Origin of the sequence: Streptomyces sp. V4I2 (genome assembly GCF_030817655.1) — a bacterium.
Lineage (GTDB): Bacteria > Actinomycetota > Actinomycetes > Streptomycetales > Streptomycetaceae > Streptomyces > Streptomyces plumbiresistens.
In genome coordinates this window covers 10092808-10106648 of sequence record NZ_JAUSZM010000003.1, presented here as the reverse complement: position 1 = coordinate 10106648, position 13841 = coordinate 10092808, and the positions used below count along the sequence as shown (strand labels likewise).

The window sequence follows — 13841 nt, the reverse complement described above, 5'->3', positions numbered from 1 at the left end:
TTGCGGTACCGGACGAAGGGGCGCGGATCGGGGAGGGCCTGCCGTTTGAGCTTGCGTGCGGAAACTGATCGGTTTACGGTGGTGAAACTGATCGGTTTTTCGTCCAAGAGACGAGCCTCAAAACCCGAATCCCTAGGAGTATCGGATGACTGCCGCGCGCGATGTCGAGGGGCAACCGAGGGATCCCAGGCTTCCGGCGAAGCTGGCTGCCCACCCGTCGGTGCAGGCCGTACTCGCCCGGCGCAGGGCCGGTGACGCGGTGAACCCTCCGGCGGTGATCGACGCGGCCTGGCTGCGCGAGCTGTGCCTGGCGGCCGGTGCGGACGACGCGGCCGCGGTCAGCCTGGACCACCCCGACCTGGCCGGCGAGCGCGAGCACGCGCAGTCCGCACTGCCCGGCACCCGCACCCTGATCGCGATGGCGGTCCGGATGAACCGCGACAACTGCCGCTCCCCCGCCCGCAGCGTGGCCAACCAGGAGTTCCACCAGACCGACGAACAGGCCAACCACGCCGCCCGCAGCGTCACCCGGGCCCTGCAGGACGCCGGGTACCGCGCGCTCAATCCGTCGGTCGGTTTCCCCCAGGAGATGGACCGCTTCCCCAGGGAGCGGATCTGGGTGGTGGCGCACAAGACGGTCGCGGTGGCCGCGGGGCTCGGCGTGATGGGTCTGCATCGCAACGTCATCCACCCGAAGTTCGGCAGCTTCGTCCTGCTGGTCACCGTGCTGGTGGACGCGGAGGTGAGCGAGTACGGGCGGGCGCTGGACTACAACCCCTGTATCGACTGCAAGTTGTGCGTCGCCGCCTGCCCGGTCGGCGCCATCAGCAAGGACGGGGCCTTCGACGCGCTGGCCTGCACCACGCACAACTACCGCGAGTTCATGAGCGGGTTCACCGACTGGGCGCAGGCGGTCGCCGACAGCGAGGACGCCGCCGACTACCGCTCCCGGGTCAGCGATTCCGAGAGCGCCTCCATGTGGCAGAGCCTGACCTCGCCCCCCGGTTACAAGTCCGGCTACTGCCTTGCTGTCTGCCCCGCCGGCGAGGACGTCCTGGGCCCGTACCTGGACGACCGCAAGTCGTTCATGGACACCGTGCTGCGACCGCTCCAGGACAAGAAGGAAACCCTGTACGTCCTGCCGGGCTCACACGCGCAGGAGTACGCCCAGCGCCGTTTCCCCCACAAGCCCGTCAAGGAAGTAACCGGCGGCTGGCACCCCCCGGCGAAACGCTCCGCATCCCACTAGCCGGCGCCCCTTGTGGCCACCTCCCGCTCGTCCTGTGCAGAGGCTGTCGCTCATGTCTGCTGCCGACCGCCCGCACCCGTACTCGGTCGCGAAACTCTCGCCATCGTGGCCGAACACGGGAGCCTGCTCGTACCGCCTCCTCCCGCTGTGCCTTTGTAGTCGAGACCGGAGTAAGTCATGAGTGGCATTGCCCCTTCCGCGTCCTGCGCGCCAAACCTCTGTGGATCGCCAACGGCGTCATCACGGGCGTACTCGCGCTGCTGTTCACCGTGTTCTACGTCGGTGCCAACATCGACCCGGTCGACCACGTGAAGAAACTGCCCGTCGGTCTGGTCAACGCCGACGAGGGAGCCGCTGTCGGCGGCAAGCAGGTCAACCTGGGGGCGCAGATCACCGAGTCGATCGAGAAGTCCACCGCGAGCGGGGACAAGATCGACTGGAAGGTGATGGACGAGAAGGCGGTGAAGGAGGAGTTCGACGAGGGCAAGCTGTACGGCGCGCTCGTCGTCCCCGCCGACTTCACCTCCGCCACCACCGCACTGACCGACGCCACGACCACCGGAACCCCGGCCCGCCCGACACTGACGGTGCTGACCAACCAGTCCGCCGGCAGCATGGGATCCAGCCTGGCCCGGACGGCGACGACGCAGGCGGCCGAGAACGCCTCGCTCCAGGTGGGCAAGGAGCTGACCGCCCAGACCGGGACCGGGCAGACGAAGCTGCCCGCCGCGGCGCGCATCCTGCTGGCCGACCCGGCCTCCGTCACGATCCAGGACCGCCATCCGCTCGACTCACACAGCGGCCTGGGCCTGACGGCGTTCTACTACGCACTCACCCTCGTCGTCGGTTTCTCAAGGGATGCGGGAGTAATCATGACGACAAATCGACCGGTGGCACTCGTGACGGGTGCGTCATCCGGCATCGGCAAGGAAACCGCGCTCGCGCTGGTCGCAGCGGGTTTCGACGTGGCCGGCACAGGCCGCGACACCTCACGCGTCACCCCGCTCCACGGTGTGACCTTCCTCGACCTCGACGTGGCCAGTGACGCCTCGGTCACCGCCGCGGTCCAGCAGGTGATCGAGCGGTTCGGGCGGATCGACGTCCTTGTCAACAACGCCGGCATCGGATCGATGGGCGCGGCCGAGGAAACCTCCATCGCGCAGGCTCCAAGCACGCGGTCGAGGGCTACACCGAGTCCCTGGACCACGAGATCCGTGAGCACGGCGTCCGGGCGCTCATCGTCGAACCCGCCTACACCAGGACCGGATTCGAGGCCAACAGCGCGAAGCCCGACATGCCCCTGGAGGTGTACGCGAAGGGGCGACAGACCGTCGACCGCGTGATGGCGCAGGCGATCAGGGACGGCGACGCCCCCACCGTCGTCGCCAAGGCGATCGTCGCGGCAGCGACCGACGCCACACCGAGGGTGCGCTACACCGCCGGCCCCCTGGCCGGACGCGCGAGGGTCCTGCGCCGCGTCGCCCCCGCCGCAGTCTTCGACAAGCAGATCCGCAAGATGAACCGGCTGGCCGGCTGACGCGCAGTCCCACGCGGAGGCGGCGGCCACCAAGCTCAGCCCCTTCGCCTCACAGGGCGCCATCCAGCGGACCGTCGCACCCCGTGCAGGCCACTCCGTGCACACCGAGCAGCCCAAGACCGTCGCCGACCACCTCCTGGGCTTTCTCAACAGCTGACTCCCCCCACCACCAGACAGAGGACAGACACCCTGATGTCAGAGCGCAACCCCATCCTGATCGCCGGTGCCGCCGGCGAAATCGGCGGTGTGAGCCGGACGATGGTCGACATGCTGCTCGACCAAGGGCACCCGGTACGCGCGTTCGTGCGCCAGGACGACGAACGCGCGCACTCACTCCGCCAGGCCGGGGCCGAGGTCTTCGTCGGTGACCTGCTCACCATCGCCGACGTGACCGCCGCACTGAAGGGCGTCCGGCGCATCTACTTCAGCATGAGCCTGTCGCCGTACTACACCGACGCCGTCAGCCTGATGGCCGCGGCGGCGCGGGCCCAGGGTGACATCGAGGTGTTCGTCAACATCTCCGAGTACGAGCAGTCGTTCATGACCTTCGACAACATGACCGCGCCGGAGGAAGAACGGCGCGCGTGGCTCGGCGGACTCATCGCCAACTGGTCGCCGCAGCAACGCGCCCACTGGGTCGCCGAGCAGGTGCTGGACTGGTCCGGCCTCCCGACCGTCAACATCCGGGCGGCCATGTTCGTCGAGAACCCCCTGATGACCTGGCTGGCGCTGGAGCCGCTGAGCAAAGGTGAACTGCGCCTGCCCTTCGGCCACCACCGGCTCGCGCCCATCGCCGGTTACGACGTGGCGGAGCTGTGCGTGAAGATCCTGGCCGACCCGAAGCCGCACATCTCGAAGTCCTACGACCTCAACGGCCCGGAGCTGAAGGACATGCACGGGTTCGCGGAGGACTACGCGGCCGCGCTGGGACGCGAAGTCACGTACGTTCCCGAAGACGTCGAAACCTGGAACGAGACCTACGTCGACACCGCCCTGGCCGCGTTCCCGCACACCGCCGAGCACCTGAAGACCCTGACCCGGCTGATGGGCGGCGGCGGATACCGCGGCGCCACCGACCAGCTCGAAACCCTGCTCGGACGCCCGCCGAAGACCGTGCGGTGGGCGCTGGAGAACCACCCGCGCATCCGAAAGCTGGCGTCTGCCTGAACCGCAGAGCGATTCAGAGCAGGCCAATGTGAGCGGTGGTCCTGGCGGAGGTGCGCGCCGCAGTGTCCGAGGATGACCAAGGAGACAGAGTCCGAGTTGAGTCTCAGCCTTGCCCTGGACAGTGGGAGAGGCCGGGGCTCAACTCGCGCGTGAGCCCGGCGAGATAGGCGTCCAGGGGTTGGATGGGTCCCGGGAGGGCTTCCCGGAAGTTCCACCAGTGGATGGCCTCGACCTCCTCGTTGGCCCGGAAGTCCCGCGTATGCGTGGTGCGGCCCGCGGCACTCGCCGACGAACCAGCGGCTACCGGGCCGGCGGGCGGCACCTGCCGAGCGTCACGACGTGTGCGCCGGGCCCTGGTCATGGCCAGCGCGGGTCGAAAATTCCGGGAGCGCTGATCTTCCCTCCGAAGGCTCCGACCCGCGCCGTGAACGAGTAACGCGAACAGGGGCTACACCGAGTTCCGGTTTCCCAGAACCCGCTGTGTCACAGCCTGTTCAGGGACGCTGCGGCGGTACGCCCTCATGCACGAGATACGGATCCGTCACTGCCACCGGAAGCACGATCTCGTCGATGCGCGCCATCAGATCCGCGTCCAGCCTCACACCGGCCGCCTTCGCGTTCTCCGCCACCTGCTCCGGCCGGGAGGCGCCGACGATCGCGGCAGACACGTTGCTGTTCTGCAACACCCAGGCGACCGCCAGCTGAGCCAGGGTCAGGCCGGCTTCGTCGGCCAGCGGCTTCAGCTGCTGCACCGCCTCGAGCACCTCATTGCTCAGGAAGCGGCTGATCATCGCCGAGCCCTTGTCGTCCGTCGCCCGCGATCCGGCCGGCGGCTGCTCCCCGGGAAGGTACTTGCCCGTCAGCACACCCTGGGCGATCGGTGACCACACGATCTGCCCGATGCCCAACTCCTGGCTGGTCGGCACGACCTCCCCCTCGATCACCCGCCACAGCATCGAGTACTGGGGCTGACTCGACACCAGCGGGATCCGCAACTCCCGTGCCAGAGCGTGCGCCCGCCTAATCTGATCGGCCGTCCACTCGGAGACACCGATGTACAGGGCCTTACCGGAATGGACCACGTCGGCGAACGCCTCCATGGTCTCCTCCAGCGGCGTGAACCGGTCGAACCGGTGAGCCTGGTAGAGGTCCACGTACGAGGTCTCAAGCCTGCGCAGGGAGTTGTCGATCGACTCCATGATGTGCTTGCGCGACAGCCCACGGTCGTTCTTCCCGGGCCCGGTGGGCCAGTACACCTTGGTGAAGATCTCGATCCCCTCGCGACGCTCGCCCTTCAGCGCGCGCCCGAGCACCGACTCGGCGCGTGTCTCGGCATAGACGTCAGCGGTGTCGAACGTCGTGATACCTGCGTCAAGAGCAGCTCGCACACAGGCGAGGGCAGCTTCCTCCTCGACCTGCGAGCCGTGGGTCAGCCAGTTGCCGTAGGCGATCTCACTGATGATCATGCCGCTGTTGCCGAGATGACGGTATTCCATCGTCGAACCTCCCATTGCGTAGGTGTGCTCCCATGATCCTCCCCCCTGTCCGATCGCTGATGTCACCGGCCCCGGTGGATAATCCGCTGAGGGGGAGGCCGGGCGCGAGAGCGGCTTGCACCTCAGACTTGAGGGGACCGCTCACCCGTCACGGCGCGTGCACACGATGCGCACTGAAGTCCCGCGCCCAGGCGGGGAACCGGCCGACGGCCTCCGCGTCTTCGCCCGCCTCCGCACGCCGGGACAGGGTGTGCAGCGCCGCCCGTGCGTCATCCGCGAGCAGGTTCCAGCTCCACTCCACAACCGCATACAGGGTGCGTGAACCGTTGACTTGCACCTCGGGCTGAAGCCCGAGGATTCTGGCCTTCTCGACTTGTTGCTGTGCCGCTACGCGGCACGGGCTTCGGTCGGGAATCCGTGGCTTCCTGTTTCTTCACGCTGTGCCGGGATTGCTCCCGGTCTTACCGGCGCTCCGCAGGCCGATGCCGCCAGTCCGGCGGCCGTCTTCACATTGATCGCGGCATTGTGGTCCCGGTCGTGGACCGTGCCGCAGGCGGCACACGTCCACTCCCGGACATCGAGGGGCTTGGGTCCGTCCTTGACGCCGCAGGTGGAGCAGGTCTGGGAGGTCGGCTCGAACCGGCCGATCTCCACCAGAGTCCGCCCGTATCTTGCCGCCTTGTATTCCAGCATGTTCACGAACGAGGACCATCCGGCGTCGTGCACGGACTTGGCCAGCCTGGTGCGGGCCAGTCCCGCCAGACAGGTCCTCCACGGCGATCCCTTGGTTCTCGGAGATCAGCCTGGTGGAGAGCTGGTGGTGGAACTCGCGGCGGGCGTCGGTGACCTGGGCGTGGGCACGAGCGACCGTCAGGCGGGCCTTTTCGCGGTTCTTGGATCCCTTCTGTGTGCGGGACAGCTCCCGCTGGGCCTTCTTCAGCTTCTTCTCCGCGCGGCGCAGGAACCGCGGGGAGTCGATTTTCGTGCCGTCGGACAGGACGGCGAAGTGAGTGAGGCCGAGGTCGATGCCGATGGTGCGGTCGGTTTCGGGCATCCGTGCCGCGTCGGTGGCGGGGTCGGTGTCGATGACGAAGGACGCGAAGAACCTGCCGGCCGCGTCCTTGATGACGGTGACCGAGGTGGGGGTGGTGGGCAGGGTGCGCGACCACTTCACCTTCACCGGGCCGATCTTCGGCAGGTTCAGGCGGCCGCTGTCGGTGAGGTTCCAGCGGGCGTTGGCGGTGAACCGGATCGACTGCCGGGCATCCTTGCGGGACTTGAAGCGCGGGGCGCCCACCTTGGGGCCCTTGCGGGCGCCCTTCAGGGAGGCGAAGAAGTTGCGATAGGCGCCCTCGACATCGCGCAGGGACTGCTGCAGGACGACCGCGGAGACCTCGCCCAGCCAGGACCGTTCCGCTGTCCGCTTGGCCTGGGTGATCAGGCGGGTGGACAACTCCGCGGCCTTGGGCAACGGTTGCTCGGCCTTGCGGGCGTCTTCACGGGCACGCACCGCGTCGTTGAACACGACGCGCGCGCACCCGAACGCCCTGGCCAACGCCCTCTGCTGGCCGGGGTCCGGGTACAACCTGAAGGCGTACCTGAGCTGCATGACGATCACATTAGACATGCCGCACACCCACCGTCACGACGGAACATTCGTGCGAACGCTCGCCGCTCCTGCAGCCCAGTCCGGCTCCGCCGGAAGGACACCGCGACGCTCCGCGTCGCAACCATCAGATTCGCTTCACCCCCGGCGTGAACGCCGGGGGCACTGCGAATGAACCCCGGTAGCCGAGGCGGTGGGCGATCTCCGGCACCGACAAGCGCCGCCTCACCCGCCTGGTGGCCGCGGACGGCGAGGCGGGCGCACCCGCACCCGCGCCGCGCCAACCTCCACGGCGAACGGCAGCCCGCCAAGGTGGCAGCTCCACGCCGGGCCGGGCGGCCCGGGCCCGCTACGTGAACAGTTCGACCGAGGTGTCGAGCGCCAGCTCCGGAAGCGCGCATCCCACCCCTGTCAGGGTCGCCCGGCGGGACGGCTTTCCGCCTCCTCCTTGAGGTTGTGGAGCCAGGCGTCCAGCGACGCGTCGAGTGCCGCCTGCAGCGCGGGAGTGTCGGCCTCGACCGGATCGCCGGACCACGACTCCTCGGTGTGGACATGCACGCCGTCGCGCTTCTGGTGGAAGGTCCACACATGGACGGCGGTGATGCCCTGGGCCGGGCCGCCCCAGACGATGCGGCGCTCGGGGCTGACCTGCTTGACCGTTGAGGTGATGTCCCGCAGGCCGTGCACCGACCAGCGGAACACGGAGCCCGCTCGCAGCGGGCCGGGAGTCTCCTTGGTCACCTCGGTGACGTCGGGCTGCCAGGCGGGCCAGGCTTCCACGTCGGTCTGGATCTGCCAGATCCGGTCCAGCGGCGCCTGGATGACGATGTCGTCCCGGGTGATCACGGGAGCGTCGAGGTCGATGCCCGCCTGCTGGTGGGCGGCGGGGGTGCCTCCCGAGAGGCATGTGACGAGCGCGACCGGTACGGCGGCGGCCTTCGCGAGCAGAGTGGTGAGCATCGTGATTCTCCTTCGGACAGGACAGGACAGAACAGGACGGGACGGGAGAGGGCGGGGCGAGGACAGACGGTTCGGGCCATGGGCTACTGAACGAGGACGACCTTGCCGCTGACCGCGCCGGACCATGCCAGGCGCAGGGCGTTGGCCGCCTGGATCAGCGGGAGTTCGGCGGCGACGGCCGGACTGATGTCACCCCGCTGCAGGGTCGTGAGGACCTGGCTGAGGTCAGCGGGCAGGCGGGTGCGGAAGCGGATTGCGCGGCCCAGGAGCTTGAGTACTGGCCCCGCCGGCGGCGAGGAGGGCGAGGAAGCGGTCAAGCTGCGGCCGTCGGCGTGGCCGAGGACCGCGTCCGCGTCGCAGAGGGCCAGGTGGCGCGCTCGTGCGGGGATGTTGTCGGTGGTCGTCAACGGGTGAAGCTCAGGACGCGCAGCGTGCCGTGGTGGCAGGCCGAGGCGGTGCCGATGATCCGGGCCGGGGCGGCGGGCGCCAGTTGGACGAGCATCGAGCCCACTCCCCGTTGGCGCCGTGTACGAGGCTCGTCAGGCCGGCCCGTGCGCGCCTTGCGGTGCAGTATCTGCCAGGCGTGATGCCGTTGACCACCGTGACCTCCCCCCGCTTCGCGCCGACGCCGTCGGGACCTCGGTCACGTCCGCCGCGTCGAGCGGGACGTGGCCGGCCCTGTCCCCGGTCTTCGTCAGGGCCGGCCCCCGGGCGCCCTCCGGGCCGCGGTCGACCCGGTGCCCGCTGCCTGGACGGTGCAGACGTTCGGCGAAGGACACCCCGCTCGCCTCGATACGGACGACGACGACCTGGCCCCACCCGGACCACCTCGCGGCGCTCCTCTGCGTTGGTCTCTCCTGCGTTCACGGCTCTCCGTTACATTCAATCGCGTTCGTTAGAAGCTGTAACAAGCTTGCCCGGGCGAGATGGGTCACGTCAAGGGGATGCCGGAGGGTTTTTTAGAGGGGATGCCGTTAGTGATAGCCTCTAACGGGAGGTCGGCCGTGCCGGCCCGCGGAGAGAAAGTGGTGAGTATGGCGCCGAACACGGCATCCCCCCGGGACCGTTACCGGGCCCAGGTGCGAGCGGAGATCAAGGAGCACGCGTGGGGGCAGATCGCCGGCGCGGGAGCTTCCGCGCTCTCCCTCAACGCCATCGCCAAGCAGATGGGGATGAGCGGTCCTGCGCTCTACCGCTACTTCAGCAGCCGCGACGAACTGATCACCGAACTCGTCACGGACGCCTACCGCAGCCTGGCCGACGCCTTCCGTACCACCGCCTCGGACGGCCCCGACCTCGCGGGACTCGCTCACGCCATGCGCCGCTGGGCGCTCGAATACCCTCAGCGGTACTTCCTCATCTACGGCACACCCGTCCCCGGATACCACGCGCCGGACGCCGTCACCACGATCGCCGGCGACATCATGGCGACCCTGCTCGATGCCTGCACAGCCGAGGCGACCGAGGCGACTGACGCGACTGACGCGGACAACACGGCGGACGTCGGTGAAACGGCGTTCGACACCCACCTCGCCCACCACCGCCAGTGGGCCGGCGGCCACCCCGCCCCCGCTCCAGTCCTACGCCGCGCCCTCACCTTCTGGACCCGCCTGCACGGCGTCCTCTCCCTGGAACTCGCCGGCCACTTCACAGGCATGGGCTTCGACCCCGCCCAGCTGTTCGCGGCCGAGCTGGACGGCCTGCTCGGCCGCTGAGTCCTCCGGGGCCGCCGCTGCTCGGGGTGCAGCGGGGCAGGTCTCGATGCTGATACTCACCGCCGAGCGACCTCGGGTGACGAGAGGATGGAGACCCGGCCTCGGCGGATACTGGGCGGAGACGGACGAGCACAGCCGAGCGCAGCTGGGAGGATCGAGATGCCGACGATGCCGAACCTGCCCGAGGTGGTGTCGCGCGAGGAGTGGCTCGCCGCCCGCAAGGAGCTGCTGGCCAAGGAGAAGGAGCTCACCCGGGCGCGCGACCGGGTCAACGCCGAGCGGCGGCGGCTGCCCATGGTGCGCGTCGACAAGCCGTACACCTTCGAAGGCCCCAACGGGACGGTGGGCCTGCTCGACCTGTTCGAGGGGCGGCCCCAGCTGGTCATGCACCACTTCATGTGGATCTTCGACATCGATGCCGACGGCGTCGAGCACCCCCGCGACACCGGCTGCTCGAGCTGCTCCTCCGCAGCTGACCAGATCGGCAACCTGCGACAGCTCCATGTCCGCAACACCACGCTGGTCGCGGTGACCCGGGCGCCGTACGAGAAACTCGCCGCCTTCCGCGAGCGGATGGGCTGGACCTTCCCCTGGTACTCCTCGTACGGAAGCGACTTCAACTACGACTTCCACGCGACCGTCGACGACCGGATCGCGCCGGTGCAGGTCTTCCACCGCACCGAGGCCGAGCTGGCCGAGGCCGGGATGCCGTGGTCGGAGAGCATGCGCGGCGACTGGCCCGGCATCAGCGCGTTCCTGCGTGTCGAGGAAGAGGTGTTCCACACCTACTCCACGTTCGGCCGTGGCATCGATGAGTTCCACAACGGCTACCCCTATCTCGACCTCACCGCGCTCGGCCGCCAAGAGGCGTGGGAGGAGCCGAAGGGCCGAGCAGTCCCCCTCGGCCTTCACCTCGGCGGCCCGGCCTTGCGCCTCCCCGACGAGTACGACGCCTGACGATTTGGCCGTACGGCAGCGGACCTTCACGGGCTCTCGGTGATCACACGCGGAGGTGGCCCGGCCCGTGGCAGGATGACGGGACATTGACCCGAACGGCCGATGCCGCGTAGGCGTCCGAAGGAGCTGCGTGCAAAGCGACGGGTCGGAGAGCTGAGACATGGTCGCCTTCTACTCCTCCGCGCTGGACGGCGTCGCCGCCAACCCGGCCCTTCCCACACCGCTGCTGCTGCGGCTGATCGCCTTCGACGGCGGGGGCCACGGCCCGCCCTTCCAGGCCCTCCACCGGCCGGGGTTGCCCGAGTCGGCCGTGGCGGCGGTCCTCACCCACCCGGTCCTGGACACGCGAGTCCAGTTCGCGATGAGCGGCCAGGCGGATGCCGAGCAGCGGGCCCTGCTCGCGGACGACTCCTCGCCAATGGTGCGGGCCGCCGTCGCCGGCGGACCCGAGTGGACCCACGATCACCGGAGGAAGGTCCGTCCGCTGCCGGACGCCGTGTGCGAACGTCTCCTCGAAGACCCCGAACCGTCGGTACGGGGCGCGCTGCTGGGCTCGCGCCACTTGGCGCCGTCCTTCCTCGCCTCGCTGGTCCAACATCCCGATCCGGCCGCACGACGTGCTGCCCTGCGCGTCTGGGACGAACTGACGGCGGACGGGCGCGCCGCGCTGCTCGACGACCCCGACCCTGAGGTACGGCGGTCGGCCGCGCTGTGCGCGTGTCCGCACGACGCACAGCTCACGGCAGCGCTGCTCCGCGACCCCGCCGCTCTGACCGAGGCGCTGCGCCGCGGGCTCCTCGACCGCGCGGACGCCGGCCGGTTCCTCACCGAAGGCGTCCACCTGGTCGAACTCGCCAGCAATCCGTCCCTGCCGGCCGAACTCGTGGACCGTCTCGCCGTCGACCCCGACGACGAGGTGCGGCTCGCCGTCTCCCTCCGACCCGAGCTGACCGAAGACCGACGCGCCGCGATCGACTTCACCGTGGCCCCGCACACACGGGGTGACGTGGACTGGGTGGCGGCCGGCATCGCCGATCAGGACGTGCTGCACCGGGCCGCGACCTCCGCCCATCCACTGCTGCGCCGCGCCGCGGCCCGCAGCCCCCACCTGCCACCCGATCTCCTACGGCTCCTGGCCGAGGACACGGACGTTCTCGTGCGCACCCATCTGGCCGTGTACCACCCCGACACCCCGGAGGAGGTCCTGATGAGCGTGTACGCACGGCTCGGCGGGACGTTCTCGGCCTGGATGGTGACCGGCCACCCCCGCTTCCCCCGCGAAGGCCTCGCCGCCCGCTACGCGGACCACCCGGACGGCATCTACCGACAGCTGGCAGTCCGCGATCCCGCCGCCGGCCCCGACCTGATCGAGCGGCTCAGTCACGACCCGGACGTCTGGACACGTCAGGCGGCAACCCGCGACCCCCGCCTGCCGCTCCCCCGCCTCATCGAGGCTCTCACCCTGCCCGAGCTGGCCTCCAGCGCGGGTGACAACCCGGCCCTACCTCCGAGTGAGATGGCCGCGGTCATGGACCAGGCCGGGGTGCCCGCATGACGACAGGCGCCTGAAGCGACGCGGCCGAAGCACCAAGAGCCGATCCGCACCTGGAGCCGACCGGAGCGGGCAGTCGGCGGGCGGTGCTGACCAGGGGGTTGCACGAGGCGGTAGGGAGCGACCAACGGGAGCCGGGGAGCGGGTGCCCACCGGACGGCAACCACGAACACGCCTGTCACCCAACGGCGGACCGAGCACGGCGAGTACGACGCCCTGGGAGGCATGCCCCTCTCCCCCAGCCGACGCCAACGCCAGTGCCGGGCGCGGCCAACCCGGGCGCCCCCGTCCGCCGCGCCGCCGAAGACCTCCGTTGCTTCGCAGCCCACCCGCTGATCGACCCAACCGTCTGCTGAGCCACCCGCATATCGATACACGCCGTCAAGCGACCGACTCTTCGGTGCTCGGCGTGCGGGTGAGTAGGTCGGCGACCCGAGCGATCATCTGGCTCTCCTCGCCGTTGCGGGCGGTCGTCGGGTGGTACGCGAGCACAAACCGGCGTCGCTGGTCACGGGTGGAGAACGCGGCGTTCTTGTAGCCGTACGTCTCGCCGGTCTTGCCCCACCAGGTGATGCCGTTGACGGTGGCCTGCTGCAACCCGGTGCTGTAGCGGGCCGGACTGCCGTCCAGCATCCGCACGTCGTCCGGCGGCAGGGTGAACATCAGCCGAAGCAGCCCGGGCGGAAGTAACTCACCGGAAAACAGCGCAATGAGCATCCGGTCGACATCACCCGTCGTGGAGACCATGTCGCCGTCACCCCGGACCGACGAATTGTCGTACACAGTGATGTCCCGCAAACCGCCGTCAGCCATCTTGAGGTAGCCGTGCACGTGCCGGCCATGGATGCGCGGGTCGTCGCCTGGTACGACGGTGTTCGCCAGGCGCAGCGGGCGCAGGATGCGGGCTTCGACGGCCTCCCCGTACGGGCGGCCGGTCACTGTGTCGATGATCAGCGCAGCGAGGACGTAGTTGATGCCGCGGTACTCCTGCCGGGTGCCCGGCGCGAACTTCAGCGGCCCGTGCGTCGCCGTCGCCACCCACTCCCGCGGCGTCCAGTGGTCGAAGCGGTGCTGGAACACCTCCTCCGCAGTCTCCGGTTCCGGTATGCCGACGTGGTCGGGCAGCCCGCTGGTGTGGTTCAGCAGGTGCGCCACGGTGACAGCCGCGTACCGCTCCGGCAGCAGCCCGGGCAGGACCCGTCGCACCGGCGTGTCCAGCTTGATCCGGCCCTCCGCCACCAACTGCAGTACCACCGTGGCGACGAAGACCTTGGTGATGCTGCCGACCCGAACCTTGTCAGCCGCCCTCACCGGCCGCCGCGTCCTGATGTCGGCCACGCCCGAGGTACCGCGCCACTGGCCGGCTGCGCCGCCGATTCGCAGCTGGGCAGCGGTCGACGGCGGGTTCTCGAGGTAGTCGATCGCGGCCTGCAGAGCGGTGGGGTCCAGCGGCGGGAGCGGCATGGGCGAGGCGGCGGCGCGAGGCGTGGGCAGTGCTACGCCGGCGGCCAGCGCGGCGGTCCCTGACAGCGCGGCTCTCGTAAAACCCCTTCGTGACATGCGCGTTGAGATCATGCCCTACACGCTGTCAGCAGGCAGGCA

General features: G+C 69.4%; 10 protein-coding genes and 3 pseudogenes. 7 read left to right on the top strand and 6 right to left on the bottom strand.

Features of this window, described 5'->3' with window-relative positions:
- Positions 1 to 145: 145 nt before the first annotated feature.
- From QFZ76_RS47240 to QFZ76_RS47225, 4 genes and pseudogenes are all read left to right on the top strand, one after another.
- Complete coding sequence (locus QFZ76_RS47240) at positions 146 to 1249, top strand: 4Fe-4S binding protein (protein ID WP_307679477.1); 1104 nt, start codon at positions 146 to 148, stop codon at positions 1247 to 1249.
- 269 nt (positions 1250 to 1518) lie between these two features.
- A pseudogene (locus tag QFZ76_RS52045) lies at positions 1519 to 2046 on the top strand (YhgE/Pip domain-containing protein); the annotation flags it as partial.
- A gap of 75 nt (positions 2047 to 2121) precedes the next feature.
- A pseudogene (locus tag QFZ76_RS47230) lies at positions 2122 to 2786 on the top strand (SDR family NAD(P)-dependent oxidoreductase).
- Positions 2787 to 2978: 192 nt separating this feature from the next.
- Positions 2979 to 3953, top strand: a complete 975-nt coding sequence (locus QFZ76_RS47225) for an NmrA family NAD(P)-binding protein (RefSeq protein WP_307679476.1) — start codon at positions 2979 to 2981, stop codon at positions 3951 to 3953.
- Positions 3954 to 4447: 494 nt separating this feature from the next.
- On the opposite strand, the gene QFZ76_RS47220 is transcribed toward QFZ76_RS47225, so the two are convergent.
- The 5 genes and pseudogenes from QFZ76_RS47220 to QFZ76_RS47200 form a co-directional block, all read right to left on the bottom strand.
- On the bottom strand, positions 4448 to 5449 hold the full coding sequence (locus QFZ76_RS47220; RefSeq protein ID WP_307679475.1) for an aldo/keto reductase family protein: 1002 nt from the start codon (positions 5447 to 5449) through the stop codon (positions 4448 to 4450).
- A gap of 148 nt (positions 5450 to 5597) precedes the next feature.
- Positions 5598 to 5750 (bottom strand): hypothetical protein, encoded by a 153-nt coding sequence (locus QFZ76_RS47215; protein ID WP_307679474.1) that lies wholly within the window; start codon positions 5748 to 5750, stop codon positions 5598 to 5600.
- Positions 5751 to 5836: 86 nt separating this feature from the next.
- Positions 5837 to 7058 (bottom strand): annotated as a pseudogene (locus QFZ76_RS47210) (RNA-guided endonuclease InsQ/TnpB family protein).
- Positions 7059 to 7466: 408 nt separating this feature from the next.
- Positions 7467 to 8015 carry an SRPBCC family protein gene (locus QFZ76_RS47205; protein ID WP_307679473.1) on the bottom strand — a complete coding sequence of 183 codons (549 nt, stop codon included), beginning with the start codon at positions 8013 to 8015 and terminating at the stop codon, positions 7467 to 7469.
- Positions 8016 to 8098: 83 nt separating this feature from the next.
- Positions 8099 to 8422, bottom strand: coding sequence for a zinc-binding dehydrogenase (locus QFZ76_RS47200; protein WP_307679472.1), 324 nt, complete (start codon positions 8420 to 8422; stop codon positions 8099 to 8101).
- A gap of 627 nt (positions 8423 to 9049) precedes the next feature.
- On the opposite strand from QFZ76_RS47200, the gene QFZ76_RS47195 reads away from it, so the two are divergent.
- The 3 genes from QFZ76_RS47195 (at position 9050) to QFZ76_RS47185 (ending at position 12242) form a co-directional block, all read left to right on the top strand.
- Positions 9050 to 9730: a TetR/AcrR family transcriptional regulator gene (locus QFZ76_RS47195; RefSeq protein ID WP_307679471.1), complete on the top strand. Its 681-nt coding sequence runs from the start codon at positions 9050 to 9052 to the stop codon at positions 9728 to 9730.
- 159 nt (positions 9731 to 9889) lie between these two features.
- Positions 9890 to 10687, top strand: coding sequence for a DUF899 domain-containing protein (locus tag QFZ76_RS47190; protein WP_307679470.1), 798 nt, complete (start codon positions 9890 to 9892; stop codon positions 10685 to 10687).
- A gap of 160 nt (positions 10688 to 10847) precedes the next feature.
- Positions 10848 to 12242, top strand: coding sequence for a Mucin-2 (locus QFZ76_RS47185; RefSeq protein ID WP_307679469.1), 1395 nt, complete (start codon positions 10848 to 10850; stop codon positions 12240 to 12242).
- Positions 12243 to 12620: 378 nt separating this feature from the next.
- On the opposite strand, the gene QFZ76_RS47180 is transcribed toward QFZ76_RS47185, so the two are convergent.
- Positions 12621 to 13814 (bottom strand): serine hydrolase, encoded by a 1194-nt coding sequence (locus tag QFZ76_RS47180; protein WP_307679468.1) that lies wholly within the window; start codon positions 13812 to 13814, stop codon positions 12621 to 12623.
- Positions 13815 to 13841 lie beyond the last annotated feature (27 nt).